Source organism: Microbacterium sp. p3-SID336, from assembly GCF_025143365.1.
In the GTDB taxonomy this organism is placed as follows: Bacteria; Actinomycetota; Actinomycetes; order Actinomycetales; family Microbacteriaceae; genus Microbacterium.
Genome location: NZ_JALXPE010000029.1, coordinates 1 through 21,667 on the forward strand (window position 1 = coordinate 1; position 21,667 = coordinate 21,667).

The window sequence follows — 21,667 nt, forward strand, 5'->3', positions numbered from 1 at the left end:
TGGAGACTTACCAGCTCGACTTGGTCACGCCGGGCAGCTCGCCGCGGTGCGCCATGTCACGGAAGCGGACACGCGAGATGCCGAACTTCGTGAGGACGCCACGAGGGCGGCCGTCGATGACGTCGCGCGAACGGACGCGCGCCGGCGACGCGTTGCGCGGCAGCTTCTGCAGGCCGACGCGAGCGGCCTCGCGGGCCTCGTCGGTGGCGTTCGGGTCGACCAGGGTCTTCTTCAGCTCGGCACGACGCTCGGCGTAGCGCTCGACGATGACCTTGCGCTGCTCGTTGCGCGCGATCTTGCTCTTCTTAGCCATGGATCAACGCTCCTCTCGGAATTCGACGTGCTGACGGATGACCGGGTCGTACTTCTTGAGCACGAGGCGGTCGGGGGTGTTGCGGCGGTTCTTCTTGGTCACGTACGTGTAACCGGTACCCGCCGTCGAACGCAGCTTGATGATCGGACGGACGTCCTGAGCCTTCTTGGCCATTAGAGCTTCACACCCTTCGCCTGGAGGTCCTTGACGACGTTCTCGATGCCGCGCGCGTCGATCACCTTGATGCCCTTGGCGGACACGTTGAGGGTGATCTTACGGCCGAGCGACGGCACGAAATAGGTCTTCTTCTGCACGTTCGGGTCGAAGCGACGCTTCGTCCGGCGGTGCGAGTGCGAGACGTTGTGACCGAAGCCGGGAACAGCTCCGGTCACCTGGCACACTGCTGCCATGATGATGACTCCTTCATTACCGTGAGGCCGGACGGCCCCACCCAAGATCCCTTGTCTGCACGCGGCCTCGACCCGCCGATCTCTCGGCCGCGGAAGGGGAAGCATGCGAACTGCGCACAGGAGCGTGCGCAGACAAAGAGTCAGTCTAGCACGGGCGAAGCCGTGCGAAGGGCCGCGGCGTCGGCCGCCCCTCTCCCCCACCGGAACGCCGACACGGTGGGGTCGCCCGGGATCCAGAACCGCCAGGGGAAGGCATCCGTTCCCGCGATGCCGGCGACGCCCACCCGCGGCCCCTGCGCGATCTCCGCCGCCCGGGGCGCGAGCCACAGTTCCGCGCTGGCGCCGTCGCGTTCCTCGCCCGTGATCGCGTCGATGCCGTCGTGCTGCGCGTACCGGAGCCCCAGTGCCTGACCGAGCCGCCCTGGCCCGCGCGCGAGGTCCCGCCGCGCTGTCCTGCTCAGGGGAACCGCCGCCGACCGGCGTCTCGCCGCGTCGTCCGTTCCCGCCACGATCTCGCCGGCACGCAGCAGCACGCCGTCGCCCTGCCCCTCCGGCCCGCACGCCACGTTCACGCACGAGTGGATGCCGTGGCTCAGGTACACGTACAGGTGCCCCGGCTCGCCCCACATCGTGGCGTTGCGGGCGGTGCGCCCCATCCGCGCGTGCGAGCCGGGGTCGGCGAGGTCGCCCGTGCCCTGCCCGTGGTACGCCTCGACCTCGGTGATGCGCACGCGCACCTCGACGGGCACCCCGCCCTCGACGACGACCGTGCGCAGTTCTCCGCCGAGCAGCGTGGGCGCCACCTCGACGGCGGAGCGCATCACGTCGTCACGGGTCGCGCGGCGCAGGTTCACGAGGGCGGTCATGTCAGAACCGCGGAGCCGTCTGGCACCAGGACGCGTCGAACCCCGTGAGCGCCACGAGCTCCTTCCCGGAGTCCATGTCGATCAGGTGCGTCTCCACGTTCTCCGGCAGCGGCAGCAGCATGCCGTCGTAGGAGTTCTCTCGGAGATCGGGGGCGATCACCACCGCGGCGTACTGGCCGCTGGGCGACGCGCAGGCCTGCAGGATCGAATCCTCCGACCCGACCTCCACCAACGGCTCCGCGGCACCGGCCTCGTCCACGCGGATGACGGCCTGTCCGATCGGCAGACCGCTGTCGTCACGGGAGACCACGTGCCGCAGCGTCCCCCCGGGGAACGGCGTGATCGACGTGGCCGTGCCGTAATCCGGGTTCGAGGCGGCGAGCGGCTGCTCCGACCCGTCCGCGAGGTTCAGCTCCACGACCGTGCCGTCGAGCCGCTCGACGATCGCGGTGTACGTGCCGCGGGTGATGCCCTGGATCGTCGTCGCGAGACCCAGGGACTGCACGCCCGTGTCGGCGGAGCGGTCGATCAGGGCCAGCGCGCCGTCGAAGTCGATGAAGAGCACGGCCGCGCTGTCCGGCACGAACTGCCAGACGAACACACTCGCCTCCTCGCCGCCGACCTCGACGATCTGCGGGTCGTCGTCGCCGTTCAGCGACTGGGTCACGAGCACGCTCGCCCGACCCTCGGTGTCGCTCAGCTCACGGTCGGAGTAGTTGTAGCCGACGAGGTTGCCGCGCTCGGACACCTGGATCGCGCCCACGTACCCGTCCCCGGGCAGCTTCAGTTCACGCTGATCCGCGCCGTCGCGGTCCATCACCAGCAGGCGCGAGCCGTCGTCCTCCTCCACGGATGCCACGAGCTGGGTGGACGTGGCGCGGAAGTCGTTGATCCGCGGATGGGAGAACACGGGCACCGCGTTCTCGCCACCCAGGTCGGTGCGGAAGATGATGTCGTCCCCGTCGACGTCCCGCCGCAGCAGGTAGATGGTGGAGGCGGGAGTGGTGAAGCTGGTCGACAGCTCCGCGGACGGACCGCCGCCGACGCCGGTGACGTCGGCGACCGAGACCGTGTACGTGGTCTCGTCGTCGAGCGGCACCGTGAAGCGGACTCCGACCCCGCGGCCGGCCGCGTCGACCGTGAACGGCACCTCGGGTTCGACCGTCACCTGTGCAGGGTCGATCTCGGCGAGCGACTGGTTCGCGGTCAGGATGACCCGGCTGCCGGACGACTCGATGGCCTGCGCCTCGTCGACCTGGACGGCGGTCAGCCGCGGCCCCTGCAGCAGGCTGACGATGCCGAAGCCGGTGCCCACGAGCACCAGCACACCGAGGACGGCGCCGATCGTGAGCAGGAAACGGCGGCGCGACGTGAGGGGAGTGCGCCGTCCGTTGTCGCGGGAGCTTCCCCCCGGCAGGTCGTCTGTCGGGGTCCAGCCGGGCTCGGAGGGCTGGTCGGGTGCGGGGCCGGCGGCGGCGAGCACCGGTTCCGTCGCGCGCGGGATCGGCGGCGGGGTCGCACCGGTCCTGCGCGGCCCCGGCGGGCGCGGATCCTCGCCGCGCCCCGGGCGACCCCCGCGCGCCGGAGCCGGGGACTGGGCAGGAGCGTCTGACGACGCGGAACCCTCGGACGGGGTGGGAGCCTCAGACGGAGCAGGAACCTCGGACGGGGCGGGGGCATCGGACGCGGCAGGGGCCTCGAACGAGGTAGGGGCCTCGGACGGAACCTCGGACGGGGCATGAGCTCCTGACGGGGCGGGTGCCCCGGACGGGGCAGGAGCCTCAGACGGAGCAGGAACCTCGGACGGGGCGGGAGCCTCGGACGGAACCTCGGACGGGGCATGAGCTCCTGACGGCGCAGGAGCCTCAGACGGGGTGGGGGCCTCGAACGGGGCGGGGGCATCGGACGCGGCAGGGGTCCTGGACGGGGCAGGAGCCTCCGCAGCGGCGGCGCGCTCGGCGGCCTCCCTGGCGGCGCGCAGCTCGGCGCGGGTCCGTGGGACGGCGGGCTGCTCGGGGCGCTCGTCGTCAGTACTCATACGGGTCCTTCGGCTCGTCGATCGCGACGACGTCCGTCGGCTCGATGTGGAGCGAGCCGTCGGCGTCCGCGCGCACCGTCCCCTTCACCTCGACCCACTGCCCGGTGTCGTACTCGCCCGGGTCGACGTCCACGGGGAGGGCGGCGGTCTGCGCATCGATCACGCAGTGCGTGATGACCAGCCGCGTGAGGTTCACGCCGTCTCCCGAACCGGGCGTGACGAAGCCGGTCAGCGTCACCGGCGCGCCGTCGTACGCCGTGGTGTTGGTGGCGGCGGCGAACACGCTCGCCCAGTCGCCCACGCCGAAGGTCGACGTGTCGGCGACGCCCAGCGCCACGGTGTCAGCCCCGGCGAACAGCGTGGACTGCTCGCCCGCGCGCGACATCGCGAGCTCCACCGACAGCGATGCGGGGGGCAGCACCAGGGCCGCTGCGACGACGCCCGTCGCCACCACTCCCCCGGCGACCGCGCCGACACCCGCAAGCGAGCGGCGCGACGGCGCAGTGCTTCCCGCACCCGCCGCTTCCGCACCCGCCGCTTCCGCACCCGCCGCTTCCGCGTCTGCGGCCTTCGCCTCGGGGCGCGCAGAGGCGTGCGCAGGAGCCTGCGCGTGCCCATGGTCGTGCCCGTGGTCGCCCTCCGCGCCCAGCGGGAGGGTGCACGACCAGATCGCGCCTGCGAGGGTGACGACGGCCGCCGCGCACGCGAACCACACCGACTCCGGACTGATGTACAGGGTGAGCCGCCCGGTCACCGCGAGGCCGAGGGTGACCACCGCGACGACGGAGGCCAGCCCGACACCGAGCCAGCGCGTGGCCAGAGCGCGCCGGCGATCCACGTTCTGCTCAGACAAGGACGTTCACCCCGATCCCGATCGCGAACGCCGCGGCCAGCACGACGCCGGTGATCACCACGAGCGTGCGGGCGGTGAAGGTGGTGCGCATCAGCGCGAGCATCTTGATGTCGACGAGCGGCCCGACCAGGAGGAAGGCGACGATCGCGCCCGATGAGAAGGTCGAGGCGAACGACAGCGCGAAGAACGCGTCGACGTTGGAGCAGATCGCCACCACGATGGCGAGCAGCATCATCGCCACGATCGACAGCACGGGGTTGGAGCCGATGGCGAGCAGCACGTCGCGCGGGATGAGCACCTGCACGGCGCCGGCGAGCGCGGAGCCGATGACCAGCGCGGGCATCACGGCGCGCAGCTCGACGAGGAACTGCGTCAGACTGCGCCGCACCGGCGTGCCCGGCTCGTGCGTCACGCGCTCGCACGTGTCCACGAAGCGCTGGGTGAGCAGCGAGTCCGGCGAGGGGTGGCGGCTGTAGATCCAGCCGATGAGGTTCGCGATCAGGTAGCCGCCGACCAGGCGCGCCACGAGGATCCCGCCGTCCCAGCCGAAGGCCGCGTGCGTGGTGAGGATCACGATGGGGTTCACGATCGGCGCCGCGATCAGGAAGGTCAGGGCCTCCGCCGGGGCGAGGCCGCGCATCATCAGACCGCGCGCGAAGGGCACGTTGCCGCACTCGCACACGGGGATCAGCATGCCCAGCAGCGACAGTACGGCGCGACGCGCCCAGGCGCGGCGAGGAAGCCACCGGTGGATGACGTCGGCCGGGAGCCACACCTGCACGACGATCGACAGCAGCACGCCGAGGACGACGAACGGCAGGGCCTCGATCAGCACGCTGAGCGCGAGCGTGAGGCCGTCCTCCGCACGGGTCGGCAGGGACGCCGGGAACAGCGTGGGCAGGAAGGCGTCGATCAGGAAGAGGGCTGCGACGATCGCGGCGCCGATGCCGACCAGCGTCCAGGTCGAACGCGGCGACGGCGGCCGACGATGCGTGTGGCCCGGACGGGAGGCCGTTCGTGCCGACGAGGTCACGCTGTCGCTGCCCTGTCGGCCTCGCGCTTCTTGGCGCACGGGGTGCACAGCCCGAAGATGTCGACGACGTGCGCGGCGTCGGTGAAACCGTGCAGGGCGGCGGTGCGGTGCGCCCACTGCTCCACGTCCTTCGCCTCGATCTCGACCGTGAGCCCGCAGGACCGGCAGATGAGGTGGTGGTGGTGACCCTGCGTGGTGCAGGCGCGGTAGAGCGCCTCACCCTCGGGGCTCTGCAGCGAGTCGGCGTCTCCGGAGGCGGCGAGCCCCGCGAGAGCGCGGTAGACGGTGGCCAGGCCGATGCCCGTGTTGTCGTCGCGGAGGGCGGCGTGCAGGCTCTGCGCGCTCACGAAACCGCGCGCGTCGGCGAGAGCTTCGCGCACGCGTTCGCGCTGCCAGGTGTTCCGCTGAGCCATGCCCTCGATTCTAGGCCGGGCCGGGTTGGCGAGCGCTGGGAGCGCCCGCCGCCCCGCTCGCGCGGCGAAGACCGGCGATGCGCGAACGAACGGTTCGCGGCGTCGCCAGGCCCCTTCCGGCACCTGAACCCCACCGGGTCGCCGTCCCTCACGGATGGCGACCCGGTGCGTCGCCTCGCTGCTCAGGCCGCGAGGCGGCGGACGCGGGAGCGGGTCCTCTGCACGATCCAGCAGATGACGTAGATCGTGAACGACAGCGTGGTGATGTACGGACTGACCGGGAGGGTCCCCGCGAGCGCGAGCAGGATGCCGCCGACCGCCGAGACGAAGCCGAACAGCGCGGCGAGCAAGGGCACCGCCACAGGGCCCGCCGTGATCCGCATGGCCGCGGCGGCCGGTGTGACCAGCAGCGCCATCACGAGCAGCGCGCCGATGATGTGCACGCTCACCGCGACGATCAGACCCAGCAGCACCATGAAGAGCAGGCTCACCGCCCGGGTCGGCACGCCCCTGGCCGCCGCGGACTCCGGGTCGAGCGAGTCGAAGCGCAGCGGGTTCCACATCAGGAGCAGCCCCAGCAGCACCACGACGCTGATGCCGATGAGCCAGCCCAGGTCCGGGCTGGACACCGAGACGATCTGGCCCGTCAGCAGGCTGAAGCGGTTGGCGCTGCGGCCGTCGTACAGGGAGAGGAACAGGATGCCGAGCCCGAGCCCGAACGGCATCAGCACACCCACGATCGAGTTCCTGTCGCGAGCCTTGGCGCCGAGGATGCCGATCAGGATCGCCGCGACGAGAGCCCCGGCGAGAGAGCCGAACACGACACTGCCGCCGAAGAGCAGCGCCGCGGCGGCTCCCGCGAACGACAGCTCGCTCACCCCGTGGACCGCGAAGGCGAGGTCGCGCTGCATCACGAAGACGCCGATCAGCCCGCCGACGATGCCGAGCACGGCGCCGGCGATGATCGAGTTCGCGAGCAGGGCGACGAGCTCGCCGTAATCCTGGAACGAGAAGATGTCGTCCCAGCCGACGGCGGGGACGAGCGCGAGCGAGCCGGTCATGCGACCCCTCCGTGATCGTGGTGCTCGTCGTCGTGCACGTGGTGCGGCTCGGCGTCCGGCACGCCGACCACCACGAGGCGGTCCCCGGCACGGAGGACGAACACGGGAGTGCCGTAGAGATCGGTCAGCACGCGGGTCTGCAGCACCTCTTCCGGAGTGCCGAGCACGAAGCGGCCACCCGCGATGTAGAGGATGCGGTCGACTCGGCCGAGGATCGGGTTGATGTCGTGCGTGACGAACAGCACGGCGGCTCCGCGTTCGCGCCGCTGCCGATCGATGATGTCGGTGACGCCGACCTGGTTGGCGAGGTCGAGGTTCGACAGAGGCTCGTCGCACAGCAGCAGCGACGGCTCGTCCGCGAGGGCCTGGCCCACCCGGAGCCGTTGCTGCTCGCCACCCGACAGCAGCCCCACGCGGCGGTCGGCGTAGTGCGTGGCACCCACCGCCTGCAGCAGCGCGTCGACCTTGGCCCTGTCGCCGCGGTGCGGCAGCGGGAAGCCGAAGCGGCTGCCCTGCACCCCCAGCGCGACCAGGTCCCGTGCGCGCATGCTGGTGTCCGCCGCGATCGCCCGCTGCTGCGCGATGTAGCCGATGCGGGCGTTGCCGCGGTGCACGGGCTCCCCCGCCACCCGGATGGTCCCGCGCGACAGCGGCTGCAGCCCGAGGATGCTGCGCAGCAGCGTGGTCTTGCCGGATCCGGAAGGGCCGAGCACCGCGATGAACTCCCCCGGCTGCACGGTCAGGTCGAGGCCGGACCAGAGCTCGCGATCACCTCGCTGCAGTGCGCCGTCGGCGATCTCAAGCACGGGGGCGGGCCGCCCGCCGGCGTCGCTCACGGCTGGACGGCGGCGGCGAGGCTCTGGATCGCGTCACGCATCCACTCAGAGTACGACGATCCGTCCTCCAGCAGCTCCGTGAAGGCGACCACCGGGATGCCTGCGTCCTCCGCGGCCTTCTCGACGCGCTCGGTCTCCGCGCCTCCCGTCTGGGCGTTCGTCAGCAGCGCGGCGGCCTGACCCGAGCCGATCACGTCGAGCGCCTCGAGCAGCACGGCGGGGGCGACATCGCTGCCCTCTTCCACGGCCTCGGCGAAGCCCTGCGGGGTCACGTCGGTCAGACCGGCTGCGGCCGCGAGGTAGCCGGGCAGGGGCTCGGTCATGAACACGGGCGCTCCGGCGGCATCGGTCTTGAGGGTCTCCAGGTCGGCCTCGAACCCCTCCAGGTCGGCGATGAGCTCGTCGGCGTTCGCCGAGAAGGTGTCGGCACCGTCGGGGTCGAGCTCCGTCAGCTCGTCGGCGATGGCCTCGACCACGTGGATCATGGTGTGCGGGTCGAACCACACGTGCTCGTTGAACCCTTCGATGTGGTCGTGGCCGGCGTGGTCGCCCTCGTCCTCGGCATGGTCGTGATCGTGGCCGTCCTCGGCCGTCGCCTCCTCGTCGCCGTGGGCGTGACCCTCCCCCTCGTGCCCCTCGTTCCCGGGGTAGTCGTGCGAGAACTCGACCGCGGTCACCACGTGCGGACCGTCCGCATCCTGCAGCAGGCTGTCGATGAAGGCGTCGTACCCGCCGCCGTTCTCGACCACGAGGTCTGCCTTCTGCAGCGTGAGGCGGTCCCGCGCGCTGGCCTCGTACGAGTGCGGGTCCTGCGAGGCGGAGGTGATGATCGACTCGACCTCGACGCGGTCCCCGCCGATCTGCGCGGCGATGTCGCCGTAGATGTTGGTGCTCGCCACCACGGTGACGGTGTCGTCGTCCTGCCCCGTCGCGGCGGGGGTCGCGCATCCCGCCAGGGAGAGGGCGGCGACGGATGCGAGGGCGAGGGCGACGGCGGGCTTCTTCATGCCCTCACTCTAAACGCTAATGAGAACCATTATCAAATCAATGTCGAGAGCGCGGGGAACCGGCCGTACCGCGCGGCACACTCACCGAGTGCACCGCACGGCGATGACCGATCCCCCGCCGTCCCCGAGCTCAGTCGGCGATCCCGCCCGGGGCGATCCAGGCGGTGGCCTCTCCGGGAAGAGCCGTGCCCACGAGCGCCGCCGTCGCCAGCACCGCGTCCTCGGCCGCCGCGCCCAGGTCGAACGCCTCGGTGCCGAAGTTCGTCACGACCTCCCAGCCGTTCGGGCGGCGGAACCGCAGCACGTCATCCCGCCCGGTCTCGATCCACTCCAGGTCCTCCCCGGACTGGAGGATCCGGCGCAGCCGCAGCGCCTCGCGGTAGAGGTTGAGGGTGGACGCGGGGTCGGCGTCCTCCACCTCCACGGCGTGCTGCGCGAACCAGGACGGCTGCGGCAGATGCGCTCCGCCGCCGCCGAAGCCGTACGACGACCCGGACGCGGTCCACGGCAGCGGCACCCGGCACCCGTCGCGGCCGAGCCCGTCGAAGTCGGCTCCGCGGAAGAAGCCCGGGTCCTGGCGCTGCTCCGGCGCGATCTCGGCCACCTCGTGCAGGCCCAGCTCTTCGCCCTGATACAGGTAGGCGCTGCCGGGGAGCCCGAGCAGCAGCAGGGTCGCAGCGTGCGCGCGGCGCAGTCCGCCCTCGCGGTCGAGGCCCTCCTCCGGCCCGCCCGCGCGGACCCACTCGGTGCCCTGCTTCACGGCGCGGCCCCGCAGCGGCGGAAGGCCGTACCGGGTCGCGTGCCTGGTCACGTCGTGGTTCGAGAGCACCCATGTGGTCGACGAGCCCGCGGCGTGCGCCTGTGCCAGGTTGTCGGCGATGATGCGCGGGAAGTCGGCGGCGTCGAAGTCGGCCACGAGCAGGTCGAAGTTGAACGCCTGCCCCAGTCCATCGGCGGAGGCGTACTTCGCGCGGCGCTCGGGCGTCTCCACCCACGCCTCGGCGACGGCGGTGCGCGGCGGGTCGTACTCGTTGAACACCCGGCGCCAGTCGGCGTAGATCTCGTGCACGTCGTCGCGGTCGATCATCGGGTGGCTGCCGGACGAGCGATCCATCGCATCGAGCTGGGCGCGGGAGGGCAGCGGCTCGGTGAGGTCCTTCGTGAGCATGTGGGCGACGTCGATGCGGAACCCGTCGACGCCGCGGTCCGACCAGAAGCGCAGCGTGGTGAGGAAGTCCTCACGCACCTCGGGGTGGTCCCAGTTCAGGTCGGGCTGCTCCACGGCGAAGTTGTGCAGATACCACTGGCCGTCCTCCACGCGCTCCCACGCGCTGCCGCCGAAGATCGAGATCCAGTCGGTCGGCGGCTCGGAGCCGTCGGGCCCTGTCCCCTCGCGGAAGATGTAACGCTCGCGGGCGGCCGATCCGCGGCCGGCGGCGAGCGCCTCCTGGAACCAGGCGTGCTGGTCGGAGGTGTGGTTGGGGACGATGTCGACGACCACACGGATGCCGCGGGCGTGCAGCGCCTCGACCATCGCGTCGAAGTCGTCGAGGGTGCCGAGGCGGGGGTCGACGTTCCGGTAGTCGGCGACGTCGTAGCCGCCGTCGGCGAGCTCGGACGGGTAGAACGGGCTCAGCCACACCGCGTCGATGCCGAGCTCGGCGAGGTAGTCGGCTCGGGAGACGATGCCGGGGATGTCCCCGATGCCGTCGCCGTCGGCGTCCGCGAAGCTCCGCGGGTAGATCTGGTACACCGCGGCCTGGCGCCACCAGGTCGCGGTCTTGTCGTCTTCGCGGGTCTCGGTGAGCAGCGAATCGGTCATGAGGGGTGAAGCTCCTTGCTTTCGTGCGGTGGTCGGGTCAGCCCTTGACGGCACCCTGCGTGACGCCCTCCATCACCCAGCGCTGAGTGAAGAGGTAGGCGACGATCGCGGGCGCCATCGCCATCAGGTAGGAGGCGAAGGCGACGTTGTAGTTGTTGCTGAACTGGTTCTGGAAGAGGTTCTGCCGCACGGGCAGGGTCTGCAGGTTCGGATCGGAGATGATCAGCGACGGCATCATGAAGTCGTTCCAGGCGTACAGGAACGCGAAGATGCCGACGGTGGCGCTCATCGGGGCGAGCAGCGGGAAGATGAGCCGCCAGAACGTCTGCCACGTGCTGGCGCCGTCGATGCGCGCGCTCTCCTCGAGCTCGATCGGGATCGACCGCAGGAACGCGGTGAACAGCAGCACGCTGAAGCTGAGCTGGAACATCGTGGCGAGGATGATCACGCCGAACGGGTTGTCGAGCCCGACGCGGCCGGTGAGCTGGATCTGCGGCAGCGCCACCACCGGGAACGGGATGAACATCGCGGCGAGCAGATAGAAGAACGAGTAGCGGAACAGCCGCCGGTCCCAGTTGCGAACGATCGCGTAGGAGGCGAAGGCCGCCAGCACGATCGTGGCGATGACCGTCCCGGCGGTGACGAGCAGCGAGATGGCGGCGCCCACGGGGAACTTGGTGAGGGTCCACGCCTGCACGAATCCGTCGATGCTGAACGGCGCCGGGAAGGAGAAGGCGTTGCCGTCGACCGCCTGCCCCGTGGTCTTGAACGCCATCGAGATGGTCACGTACAGCGGGATGAGGACCGTCGCCGTGCACAGGATCAGGATGATGGTGCCCGACCAGTTGACGCGCTCCATCTTCTGCCGCTTCTTCCGCCCGGTCGCGGGAGCGGTCGTGAGGGTCTGCGTGGTCATCAGAACGTGTTCCTTCCACGGGTCAGCGAGAGCTGGAGGATGGAGATGAGGACGGCCACGATGAAGAAGATCGTCGCGTTGGCCATCTGATACGCGTAGTCGCCGCCGTTGAAGCCCGCGATGATCGTCATGGCGACGCTGCGGGTGGCGGTGCCGGGCCCGCCGTTGGTGAGGCCGACGATGATGTCGTACGCGTTCAGGAAGCCCTTGAACCCGAGGATGACGTTGATCACCACGTAGCCGGCGACCAGCGGAATCGTGATGCGGGTGAGCTGCTGCGTGCGGCTCGCGCCGTCGATGCTCGCCGCCTCGTACACCTCGCCCGGCACGGAGAGCAGCCCGGCGATGTAGATGAGCAGCGTGCCGGGAACGGCCTGCCAGGCGGTGACGATGACGATCGCGACCCACGCCAGGTCGGGGTTCGCGAGCAGGCTCGTCTCCAGCCACGGGATGCCGGCCGCCGCGCCGGCCGCGGGCAGCGAGTTCGAGAACAGGAAGTTGAAGACGTAGGCGATGATGATGCCCGAGATCACCATCGGGATCACGAAGATCGTGCGCAGCCCGGTCTTGAAGCGGATGCGGGAGGTGAGCCCGACGGCCAGCAGGAAGGCGATGACGTTCACGACGATCACGGTCGCGATCGAGAACCCGAACGTGAAGAGGTAGCTCTGCAGGATGGCCGGGTCGCTGAACAGGGCGATGTAGTTGGTCAGCCCGTTGAAGTTCCATTCGCCGAGGCCGATCGAGTCGGTGAAGCTGAAGAAGATGCCGATGACACCCGGGACCGTGATCGCCAGCGTGAAGATCACCAGGGTCGGCAGCAGGAACAGGTAGTAGATCGGCTCGACGCGGCGGGTGTGGCGGCGCATCTTCCGCTCCCCGCCGGTGACGATCGCGGTGGTGCTCGCGTCCGTCCGGGTGCTGGCGGTCGTGGTGCTGGTGCTCATGGCGCGGACTCCTCTGTCTCGCCCGATGCGGAATCCTCGGAGGTCGGGATGGGGGCGCGGAAGGCGATACGAGCCCAGTCGGCGTCCATGGTGCGGAGGATGGACGACGGCGGGGCGCCGAGCACCATGGCCTGCGCGTAGTTGAAGACCGGCAGCGTCTTGGGGACGAGCACCGAGGGGCCCTGATAGATCTGGCCGCCCTCGTAGTACGGGATCATGCCCTCGACGCGGGGGTCGTCGGGCGGAGCCGCCTCCGTGGTCGGGGTGAACCCGAGCTGCGACGCGTTGTACTCCTCGATGTTCTCCGGCAGGTAGAGGTACTCCAGGAAGTCGCGTGCGGCCTCTTGGTGTCGCGACTCCTCCGGGATCATCGCCGCGAGGTCCATGTTCACGCGCACGGCCAGGTCGTCGGGGTCGTCGGTCATCGGCAGGGGGAAGGTGCCGAGTTCCAGATCCGGGTCCGTCTTCGCGATCTCGCTGAAGGCCCAGGGGCCCTGCAGGTACATGGCGGCCTCGCCCTTCGCGAAGGCCAGGTTGCCATCGCCGTATCCGCGACTGGCGGCATCCTCGTTCGTGTAGTCGTTCACGAGCTGCATCATCTTGTCCATCGGCTCGGCGAAGTCCTTCTCGAAGGAGACCTCGGAGTCCGGACCGACCTCGGTGCCCTCGGCGGCGAGCGCGTCGAAGAACTCCAGCACGTCGAGTGAACCGCCCACGGCGTAGTCGTACCAGCCCTGAGCCACCGTCCAGTCGTCCTTGAACGTGCCGTAGAACGGGTCGATGCCGGCTTCGCGGAGCTGATCGCAGAGCGCGATGAGCTCGTCCCACGTCTGCGGCACCTCCAGGCCCTGCTCTTCGAAGATCTGCGCGTTGTAGATGACGGACGCCGCCATGACCGAGTAGGGCAGCGCGCTGGTGCGCCCCTCGCAGGAGCCGTACTGGTCCATGAGCGGCTGCAGGTCGTCGCGGATGTCCGCTGCGGCGTCGGTCTCGGAGAGGTCGGTGAGCGCACAGCGCTGCACGAAGCGTGCGACCTCGTAGTTGTAGTTGGCGAGCATGATGTCCGGCGGGTTGCCGCGGACGAAGCTCGCGGACACCACGTCGACGCCGGACGTGTCGATCTCGACGCGGACGTCGTCCTGCGACGCGTTGTACTCCGCCACGAGATCCGTCATGAAGGGGATGGCCTCGCGCTTGCTGAAGGTGAAGCGGATGGTCTCGGCCCCGTCGCCCGCTGCGCAGCTCGTGAGCGCGGCCCCGGTCAGCGCGAGGCCGAGCGCGCCGGCTGTCCAGCGCACCGCCCGTGTTCGTGATGCAGACACCGTCGTCCTTCCGTCCGTAGATGCGGGGAGTAAATCTAGTGAGCGAATTTAGTCCGTCAGGAGGTACTGTCTCATCTGGGCGACAGAAAGGTCAAGGGGAGTGACAGAGGTCTCGACAGGACTCGGCACCGGGCGCGCGAGCGTCAGCGCCGTGCTCGACTTCGCCTGGAACGCCGGCGAGTTCACCGCCACGGAGGCCATGGCCGGCACCTCCCTCACCCGTTCCACGGCCATCGACGCGATCGACACCCTCGTCGCCGCCGACGTGCTGCGCGAGCTGCCGAACGCGCGCGCCACCGGCGAGTACCGCTCCGGACGCCCCGCCCGCCGCTTCGCCCTCTCCCCCGACCTCGGCGTCGTGCTGGGCGTCGACGCCGGAGACACCCACCTCGCGGTCACCGTCGCCGACCTGCACGACCGCACCCTCGTCCATCACCGCGTCGACCTCGACCCCGCGCAGAGCGCCGCCGATCGCCGAAGCACGATCCTGCGACACCTCTCCGCGGCTCGCGAGGAGGCCGACGCGTCACCGGATCGCGTGCTCGCCGTGTGCGTCGGAGTGGCGGCGCCCGTCGACAGGGACGGGATCTCCCCTCCGCACCCCGACGGCTTCTGGGAGCGCACGAACCCCGGCCTCGCCGACGCCCTCCGCGACTGGGCGCCCGTGGTCCAGGTCAAGAACGACGCGCAGCTCGCGGCCATCGCCGAGGGCACGATCGGTGTCGCCGTGGACTGTCGCGACTACGTGGCCCTGCTCGCGAGCGAGCGCTTCGGCGGCGGGGTCGTGGTCGACGGGCACGTGCTGCACGGTGCGCACGGCGGTGTCGGCGAAGGAGTGGTGTTCGACCACATCGTCGGCGTCGGCTCGGCGTTCGGCCTCCGGTACGCGCTGCAGGAGCAGTCACGGGCTGTCGTCGAGAGCGGAGAGGCCGCGGCCGACGGGGCCCTCGGCCGACTCGTGGCGGACGGGCCCGTCGATCCCCGGCTCGTGCTCACCCTCGCGGCCTCCGGCGACCCCGATGCCCTGCGCGTGGCCGAGCGCGTCGGCGCCACGGTCGCCCGCGTGGTCGGCGTGCTCGGCAGCATGTACGACCCCGCGCGGGTCATCGTGTGCGGAGCGGTCGCGGAGAGCATCGAGCCCGTGCTCGCCGCTGCCCGCCGCATCCTCCCCGCGGAGCTGCACCTGCCGGCGCCCGAGATCCTCGCCTCGACGCTCGGCGCGGAGGTCGTGTCCGTCGGCGCCGTCGCGACCGCCCGCCGCGCCGCACGCGAGCACGCGGTGCCCCGGCTCGCCGCGCAGCGCCTCACCGCGACCGCCTGATCGCCGCTGGACCGACTGGGCATGAGCGGCCCGGTGAGTATGCCCGTCGACACAGCTCCGACTCGAGCAGCGCCCTCGATCGGCTCGTGCGGGCGCCGTTGGTCCGCGAGACCGACGATCAGGCGTGCGGGTCCCCGCCGACCTTCCTCCTGCGTGTGTATGCCGCGAGTGCACTGCCGGCGATGAGCAGGATCGCCGCGACCGTCAGCGCGATGAGCGGGACGGTTCCTCCCGTGTTGGAGAGACCCCCCTGAGATGGCCCTGGTGGCGGACTCGGGGGCGGTTCCGGCGCGGCGACGAGGACGGTCGTCGTCGTCGCCGGGTCGGATCCCACGGGATCGCCCGTCGGAGGCCGGCCGGTGGCCGTCGCGGTGTTCGTGACCGTTCCCCGGGTGATGTCGGCGGCCGTGATGGCGTAGGTGCTGGTAGCCGTGGCCTCCTCCCCGGCACGCAGCACTCCCGCCGCTCCGGGCCAGGTGTACGCCAGCGGCGGCAGACCTGCGAGCTCGTCGGTGACCACGACATCGGTGAGGGTCGTGTTCCCGGTGTTCGTGACGGTGAAGGAGTACACGACGGGCTGTCCGACTTCGGCCGGATCGGTGATTCCGCTGGCGTCCGCCGTCTTCACGAGCGTGAGGGACGGAGCCTGCACCAGTGGCGTCGTGGTGGTCGCAGGGCCCGAGTCGACGGGGGCACCCGTCGGGGGCTGCCCTGTGGCAGTGGCGTTGTTGGTCACCTCCCCGTCGTCGATGTCGGCGGCGGTGGTGAGGTAGGTGCTGGCGGCGGTGGCCTCCTGGCCCGGAAGCAGGACGCCGTCGGCCGCAGGCCAGGTGTAGGTCAGCGGCGGCAGGCCCGCGAGCTGGTCGATGATCGCGACGGCGGTGAGCGTCGTGTTGCCCGCGTTGGTCACCGTGAACGAGTAGACGATGGGCTGGCCCGGCTGGGCCGGGTCGGTGATGCCCGCCGCGTCCGCCGCCTTCACGAGGGTGAGAGCCGGCGCCTGCGCGAGGGGCGTCGAAGTGTCGGCCTCGTTGGAGGGGACGTCGGCGCCTCCTTCCGTGGTGCCGTTCGCGACAGCGGTGTTCGCGACGACACCGGCATCGATGTCGGCCTGCGTGATCGCGTAGGTGGCTGTCGCTGTGGCGTCCGCACCGGGTGGCAGGACGCCGGGATCGCTCGGCCACGTGTACGCGATGCTCGACAGTCCCGGGAGGCGGTCGGTGATCGCGACATCGCTGAGCTGGAGATTCCCGGTGTTGGTGATGGTGAACGAGAACGTGATCGGGTCTCCGGGGGCGGGCGGTGTGCTGAGCACCGGCGTTGCGGACTTGAGCAGCGACAGCGCCGGGGCCTGGTTCAGCGGCGTGGTCGTCGACTGGGGCCCGGCCGGGACGTCGTCGCCGTTCGGGTCGCGGGCTGTCGCGGTGGCCGTGTTCGTCACGGCGCCGGTCTCGATATCGAGCTGGGTGACGCTGTGGGTTCCGGTGACGGTGACGTCCTCCCCCGGGGCGAGAGTGCCTGGGACCCCTGGCCACACGGCGGTGATGGCACTCCCGAGGAGCGTGTCGGTCACGGCGACGCCGGTGAGTGTGACGTTGCCGGTGTTCGACACGAGGATCGTATAGGCGATGGGGTCCCCGACGCGGGTCGGCGACTGCACGCCGCTCGCATCAGCCGTCTTCACGAGGGAGAGCTGCGGCGCCTCGCTCCCGGAGATCACCGCATCGTCGCTCGCGGTGACCGGATCTCCCTCGGGCGGAGTGCCGGTCGCCTGCGCGGTGTTGGTCACCTCCCCCGCATCGATGTCCGCCTGCGTGAGGGTGTAGCCGGCGGTGCAGGTCGTCTCTTCGCCGGGCGCGAGGGTGGTCTGTGGACAGGAGGCTACCGGCGGAGTGCCCGCGCCGCTGAACGCCGTCTCGGCGACCGCCACCGCGGTGAGGTCGACGTTTCCGGTGTTGGTGACCAGGAACGAGTACGTCACCGGGGCCCCCAGCACGTACTGCGCCGGATCGGTGAGGTTCGCGGACTTCACGACGCTGATCGCGGGCGCATCCGCCGCCGTGAAGACCACCGTGCTCTCCCCGGGCTCGAGCAGGCCGCTGATCGGGCCTATGTTGGCCGGACCATTCGTGTAGGCGCCCTCGGTGTCGGACGTGATCGGGACCGTGAACGTGCAGGAGACGGTTCCCGCATCCATGTTGCCGGTCCCGCTGATGCTCGTGCCATCGACCGTGGCCACACCCGCGGGGCAGTCCGTGACCGGCTCGCCGGCGAAGCGGAGCCCCGCCGGGAGCGTATCGGTGAACGACCATCCGTTCTTCGCTTCGAGCTCGTCCGTATTCGTGATGGTGAAGGTCAGCGTGGAGGTCTGACCCACCTTCACCGTGGTCGGGCTGAAGACCTTGTCGAGCTGTGGCGTCGCATCGACGATCTGCGGGTCGTCGAAGCCGCTGTCGTTCCCGCGGAAGCCGCCGGCGGCGTTGAACAGCTGCACGCCGAGTGAGGTCGTGGTGGCGTCGGCCCGGAATCCCGCCGACTGCAGTTCCGCGACGTGGAACAGCCTCCCGCCGACGGTGATCTCGCGCGCTGCGGGGTCCGTGCACGGGTTGAGGCCGCTGGCGAGGGTCGTGACCGTGCCCCCTCCCGTGCCGGGAGCCGGTCCGCTGCCGGTCTGGTTCACGAGCAGGTTGAAGCTCAGCTGCGGGTCCACTCGGTTCAGCGTCGGGCCCTCTGACACGCAGTTCGCGGCGCCGTAGACCGCGCTGATGAGGTAGAAGTGACCCGGGACGATGCCCGCGGTGATCGGTTTCGCGGTCTGGAACTCGACGCCGGGTCCTGGCGCGGAGCCGCCGTTGGTGTACTCCGACAGGATCTGGTTCTGCTGCGCCGTCGTCAGCGGCTCCCCTATGTACAGCCCGATGGCGGTCGCCATCCCCTGGAGATAGGCCCAGGCGGTAGCGTCGCAGCCCGAATCGACGCCGGTCACCGTCGCGTTCCTCGGGGTGGACGACCGGAGGATCCAGCCGTTGCACTGATCGGCCGCAGGCGCCCAGTTCGGACTCGTGAGGTACGTCTCCGTGTTCGCCGCCGCGCCTCCGGTGTACTGGCCGATGCGGATGCCGCTGGTGGCCGTCTGGTTCTCGAAGGTCTCCAGGTACACGGCGGCGGCCGGCGCCTGCGGCACCCCCGGACTGCCGGGAGCGGCCACCGCAGCGGACACACCCCCGAGACCCGCAGCGCCGAGGAGGAGGGCCAACCCTGCTGCGATAAGCATCCGTGCGCGCCGACCAGCGCCCTGGATGTGTGAGACCTGCACCTGCGACGTGCGACTGGACATCTCGACTCACCTCGGTCGGATATCTCCCCCAGCCGGGAGGGTAGACCCGAGATCGAAGCCGTGCAAGGGACCTCACCCAGACCGGATGACGTGGCGGACCGCGCGCATCGAGCCCGTCCGCCGCCGCCTCCTCGCGCCCGGACGACTGTCGGTCGGGTCAGGTCAGGGCGTCGTCGAGGACCACGGCCGCGGGATCGATGAACGGCTTCCCGTCCTCGATGTCCCACAGCGTGTTCTGCAGCAGCCGCGCCCGCGTCCAGGTGGCGGCGCGCGGCCGCTCCAGCTCCAGGATGTCCGTCAGCAGGTCGAAGCGGCGCCGCACGATGGCCGCCGCGTCCACCGCCCTCGGGTCGCTGCTCCACCCGCTGTCCAGCGCGGGCCAGAGGTCGAATCCGGCATCCCCCACGAGCGGCTCCGGGTCGATCGCCAACCACGGCTCGCGCGTGCCGGCCAGCACATTGCCGAAGTGGAGGTCCCAGTGCAGGAAGCGCTCCCCCGCGTCGTGCGCGAGCTCCGCGACCGCTCCCGTCCAGCGGTCGACACGGCGGCGGTCCTCCGCCGGGAGCACGCGGGCCGTGTCCGCGGCGTCGAGCATCTCCTGCACGACGGCCTCCAGGCGGGGAAGACCCGCCACCGGCGGAGTGCTGTGCAGACGCGCGAGCAGGCCGCCCACCACGCGGATGGCCTCGTCCTCTCCCACGGACTCCAGGCTGCGATCCGCGTCCAGCCGCTCCAGCAGCATCGCGCCGCGCGCGGCCTCACTCCGCAGCATCCGGACGATCCCCCGCCCGTCCCACGCGGCCAGCCCGCGCACGGCCGCATCCACCTCCGGGCTCGGCGCCTGCACCTTCAGCGCCGCACGCTCGCCGTCCGCCGCGCGCACCGGCAGCAGCATCCCCGCCTCCCCGGAGCGCGCCGTGCCGTCGCGACGCAGGTCCCATGCGCGGAGGAACTCCTCCGCCGTCGCGCACAGCCGCTCCGCGCGGTCCGGTTCCTGCGCGCCCGCTCCCGTGTGGTCCGGTCCTTCGTGCGAGGTCATCGCTCCGTACGCCCCCCTCGGTCCGCTCCCGCCGTATGCCCTGCGATGTCGCTCCACCGTAGGCCGCCCGCCCCGCGTGCACATCCACCGGCAGGGGGACTCGCTCCGGGTGGCGACCGGCATGGGCCTGTCCTACTCCGCGCCTGCCTCGCCGGCCTTCCGGACGGGCGCGTGCCCTCACCGGTCTCGCGCTCGATGGAGGGCGCTATACGGTGATGACGATGACTGCGACGAAGCACCCTGCGGGGATGAAGTTCTACGAGATCCGCCCCACGAAGAGGCGACCGGTGTCCGGTGTCGGCACCACGGGACGCCTGGAGCCGACGGAGTTCGCCTACGCCCACTCGGAGCAGCGCGAATGCCCGAACTGCCTCCGCACCTGCATGCCCCGGCAGGATGCGCGGATCCGGAGTTCGAGCCGGAGGTTCCAGACCGTGATGACCGTCGCGTGCATCGTCACGGGGGTGTTCATGTTCTTCGTGTCGCTGATCGCGGAGGGCTGGCCGGTGCTGCCGATCGAGCCGAACTGGGGTCAGGCCGTGTGGCGCGGCGTGAGTGCCGTCATGGTGACGACCGGTGTGGTGTGGGCAGGAGCGCGCAGCGACTTCCGGAAGGACCCCATCGGCGACGTGCTGCGCGACTGGCGGAAGGCCGTGCCCTTCGCCTTCGCCCTCGTGGGCTGGGGCGCGTTCATGGTGGAGCTGCTCACCTCCGCCGCGCGCTGAGCGCACGCGGCTCGCGGCACCCCGCTCGCGCCGCTGCGCCCTGGCACTCAGTCGACGAGGAGGGCGGGCTCCTCCAGGATCGAGGCGACGTCGGCGACGAAGCGGCTCATGCCGTCGCCGTCGATCACGCGGTGGTCGAAGGAGCCGGCGACCGTGGTCACCCAGCGCGGGCGCACCTCGCCGTCCACGACCCACGGCTTCTGGCTGATCGTGCCCATCGCCACGATCCCGGCCTCGCCCGGATTGATGATCGGCGTACCCGCGTCCATCCCGAACACGCCGATGTTCGTGATCGTGATGGTGCCGCCCTGCTGATCGGCCGGCGGGGTCTTGCCCTCCCGAGCCGTGAGCGTCAGGCGGTTCAGCGCCCGGGCGAGGTCCTTCATGCTGAGGTCCTGTGCGTCCTTGATGTTCGGCACCAGCAGCCCCCGCGGCGTCGCGGCGGCGATGCCCAGGTTCACGTAGTGCCGCACGGCGATCTCGGCCCCGGCGTCCGTGTCGATCCAGGCCGCGTTCACCATGGGGGTGCGGCGGACCGCCCAGATCACGGCTCGCGCCATGATGAGCAGCGGCGAGACCTTGATGTCGGCGTAGTCGGGCGAGGCCTTGAGCCGCTTCACGAGCTCCATCGTCCGGGTCGCATCGACCTCCTTCCACACGGTCACGTGCGGAGCCGAGTAGGCGCTCTGCACCATGGCCGTCGAGGTGGCCTTGCGCACACCCTTAACGGGGATCGCCTCGGTGCGGTCGTCGCCGGCAGCCGAAGGCCGGAGCGGGGCGAGCCCGCGCGCCAGCCCCGAGGGTGCGCCCTGCGGCGCTGGCACCGTCTCCTCGCGCACCGTGCCCCACTCGGGCGTCTGGATGTTGCGGAACACGCTCGCCTGGGAGGCGTGCGTCATGACGTCGTCGCGCGTGACCTCGCCGTCCGCTCCGGTCGGAGTGACAGCGGTCAGGTCGACGCCGAGGTCGCGGGCGAGCTTGCGGATCGGCGGCTTCGCGATCACGCCGACCGACGAACGCACCGGCCGCTCGGCCGGGCGCTTGCGCCGCGAGGTCGCCCCGCCGCCGGAGCCGTAGCCCACCAGGACCGATCCGCCGCCCTCCTCGGGGGCAGGAGCCTCGGCCGTCACCACGGCACCAGGGCCGGCGTCGTCGCGCGCATCGGTCACGAAGGTGATGATCGGCGTTCCGACCTCGACCGTCGCGCCCTCGTCGACGAGCAGCTCCCCGACGACACCGGCGTGCGGCGACGGCAGCTCGACGAGCGACTTCGCGGTCTCGATCTCGCAGATCACGTCGTTGATCGCGACGCGGTCGCCCGGCGCCACCTTCCACGCGACGATCTCGGCCTCGGTCAGACCCTCGCCCACATCGGGCAGGGGGAAGTTCTGCGTGCTCATGGGTGATC

At 70.8% G+C, this 21,667-nt stretch carries 20 protein-coding genes; 2 read left to right on the forward strand and 18 right to left on the reverse strand.

What is annotated here, in order from left to right; translation table 11 throughout:
- Positions 1–7: 7 nt before the first annotated feature.
- The 15 genes from rpsN to M3C17_RS10165 form a co-directional block, all read right to left on the reverse strand.
- A complete protein-coding gene (gene rpsN, locus M3C17_RS10095; RefSeq protein ID WP_017829734.1) occupies positions 8–313 on the reverse strand; it encodes a 30S ribosomal protein S14 in 306 nt (101 codons plus the stop codon).
- A 3-nt stretch (positions 314–316) separates the two neighbouring features.
- Complete coding sequence (gene rpmG / locus M3C17_RS10100) at positions 317–487, reverse strand: 50S ribosomal protein L33 (RefSeq protein ID WP_017203558.1); 171 nt, start codon at positions 485–487, stop codon at positions 317–319.
- Complete coding sequence (gene rpmB / locus M3C17_RS10105; RefSeq protein WP_025102729.1) at positions 487–723, reverse strand: 50S ribosomal protein L28; 237 nt, start codon at positions 721–723, stop codon at positions 487–489. The genes rpmG and rpmB overlap by 1 nt, the downstream gene beginning before the upstream one ends.
- Positions 724–863: 140 nt before the next feature.
- A complete protein-coding gene (locus M3C17_RS10110; RefSeq protein ID WP_259977588.1) occupies positions 864–1,589 on the reverse strand; it encodes a DNA-3-methyladenine glycosylase in 726 nt (241 codons plus the stop codon).
- Position 1,590: 1 nt separating this feature from the next.
- The gene (locus M3C17_RS10115) at positions 1,591–3,072 is read right to left on the reverse strand and encodes an Ig-like domain-containing protein (protein WP_259977642.1); all 1,482 of its coding nucleotides are present in this window, start codon (positions 3,070–3,072) and stop codon (positions 1,591–1,593) included.
- Positions 3,073–3,616: 544 nt separating this feature from the next.
- Positions 3,617–4,480: a DUF1980 domain-containing protein gene (locus tag M3C17_RS10120; RefSeq protein WP_259977589.1), complete on the reverse strand. Its 864-nt coding sequence runs from the start codon at positions 4,478–4,480 to the stop codon at positions 3,617–3,619.
- The gene (locus M3C17_RS10125) at positions 4,473–5,513 is read right to left on the reverse strand and encodes a permease (RefSeq protein WP_259977591.1); all 1,041 of its coding nucleotides are present in this window, start codon (positions 5,511–5,513) and stop codon (positions 4,473–4,475) included. Before M3C17_RS10125 ends, M3C17_RS10120 begins: the two co-directional genes overlap by 8 nt.
- Complete coding sequence (locus M3C17_RS10130; RefSeq protein ID WP_259977592.1) at positions 5,510–5,926, reverse strand: Fur family transcriptional regulator; 417 nt, start codon at positions 5,924–5,926, stop codon at positions 5,510–5,512. Before M3C17_RS10130 ends, M3C17_RS10125 begins: the two co-directional genes overlap by 4 nt.
- 182 nt (positions 5,927–6,108) lie before the next feature.
- Entirely contained in the window at positions 6,109–6,987 is an 879-nt protein-coding gene (locus tag M3C17_RS10135) for a metal ABC transporter permease (protein WP_259977593.1), read from the reverse strand.
- Positions 6,984–7,793 carry a metal ABC transporter ATP-binding protein gene (locus tag M3C17_RS10140; RefSeq protein ID WP_259977594.1) on the reverse strand — a complete coding sequence of 270 codons (810 nt, stop codon included), beginning with the start codon at positions 7,791–7,793 and terminating at the stop codon, positions 6,984–6,986. Before M3C17_RS10140 ends, M3C17_RS10135 begins: the two co-directional genes overlap by 4 nt.
- A 26-nt stretch (positions 7,794–7,819) precedes the next feature.
- Positions 7,820–8,830, reverse strand: a complete 1,011-nt coding sequence (locus tag M3C17_RS10145) for a metal ABC transporter solute-binding protein, Zn/Mn family (RefSeq protein ID WP_259977595.1) — start codon at positions 8,828–8,830, stop codon at positions 7,820–7,822.
- A 130-nt stretch (positions 8,831–8,960) separates the two neighbouring features.
- Positions 8,961–10,652, reverse strand: coding sequence for a glycoside hydrolase family 13 protein (locus M3C17_RS10150; protein WP_259977596.1), 1,692 nt, complete (start codon positions 10,650–10,652; stop codon positions 8,961–8,963).
- Between the two features lie 37 nt (positions 10,653–10,689).
- Complete coding sequence (locus tag M3C17_RS10155; RefSeq protein WP_259977597.1) at positions 10,690–11,568, reverse strand: carbohydrate ABC transporter permease; 879 nt, start codon at positions 11,566–11,568, stop codon at positions 10,690–10,692.
- Positions 11,568–12,515: a carbohydrate ABC transporter permease gene (locus tag M3C17_RS10160; protein WP_259977598.1), complete on the reverse strand. Its 948-nt coding sequence runs from the start codon at positions 12,513–12,515 to the stop codon at positions 11,568–11,570. The genes M3C17_RS10155 and M3C17_RS10160 overlap by 1 nt, the downstream gene beginning before the upstream one ends.
- Positions 12,512–13,837 carry an ABC transporter substrate-binding protein gene (locus tag M3C17_RS10165; protein ID WP_259977599.1) on the reverse strand — a complete coding sequence of 442 codons (1,326 nt, stop codon included), beginning with the start codon at positions 13,835–13,837 and terminating at the stop codon, positions 12,512–12,514. The genes M3C17_RS10160 and M3C17_RS10165 overlap by 4 nt, the downstream gene beginning before the upstream one ends.
- A gap of 100 nt (positions 13,838–13,937) precedes the next feature.
- On the opposite strand from M3C17_RS10165, the gene M3C17_RS10170 reads away from it, so the two are divergent.
- Positions 13,938–15,158 (forward strand): ROK family protein, encoded by a 1,221-nt coding sequence (locus tag M3C17_RS10170; RefSeq protein ID WP_259977600.1) that lies wholly within the window; start codon positions 13,938–13,940, stop codon positions 15,156–15,158.
- 118 nt (positions 15,159–15,276) lie between these two features.
- On the opposite strand, the gene M3C17_RS10175 is transcribed toward M3C17_RS10170, so the two are convergent.
- A complete protein-coding gene (locus M3C17_RS10175) occupies positions 15,277–18,432 on the reverse strand; it encodes a DUF11 domain-containing protein (protein ID WP_259977602.1) in 3,156 nt (1,051 codons plus the stop codon).
- A gap of 220 nt (positions 18,433–18,652) precedes the next feature.
- A complete protein-coding gene (locus tag M3C17_RS10180; protein WP_259977603.1) occupies positions 18,653–19,534 on the reverse strand; it encodes an aminoglycoside phosphotransferase family protein in 882 nt (293 codons plus the stop codon).
- 221 nt (positions 19,535–19,755) lie between these two features.
- Between M3C17_RS10180 and M3C17_RS10185 the strand changes: the two genes are divergently transcribed.
- Positions 19,756–20,259, forward strand: a complete 504-nt coding sequence (locus tag M3C17_RS10185; RefSeq protein ID WP_259977604.1) for a hypothetical protein — start codon at positions 19,756–19,758, stop codon at positions 20,257–20,259.
- 47 nt (positions 20,260–20,306) lie between these two features.
- Here M3C17_RS10185 and M3C17_RS10190 read toward each other — a convergent pair whose 3' ends face one another.
- Positions 20,307–21,659 (reverse strand): dihydrolipoamide acetyltransferase family protein, encoded by a 1,353-nt coding sequence (locus M3C17_RS10190; protein WP_259977606.1) that lies wholly within the window; start codon positions 21,657–21,659, stop codon positions 20,307–20,309.
- Positions 21,660–21,667: the final 8 nt, after the last annotated feature.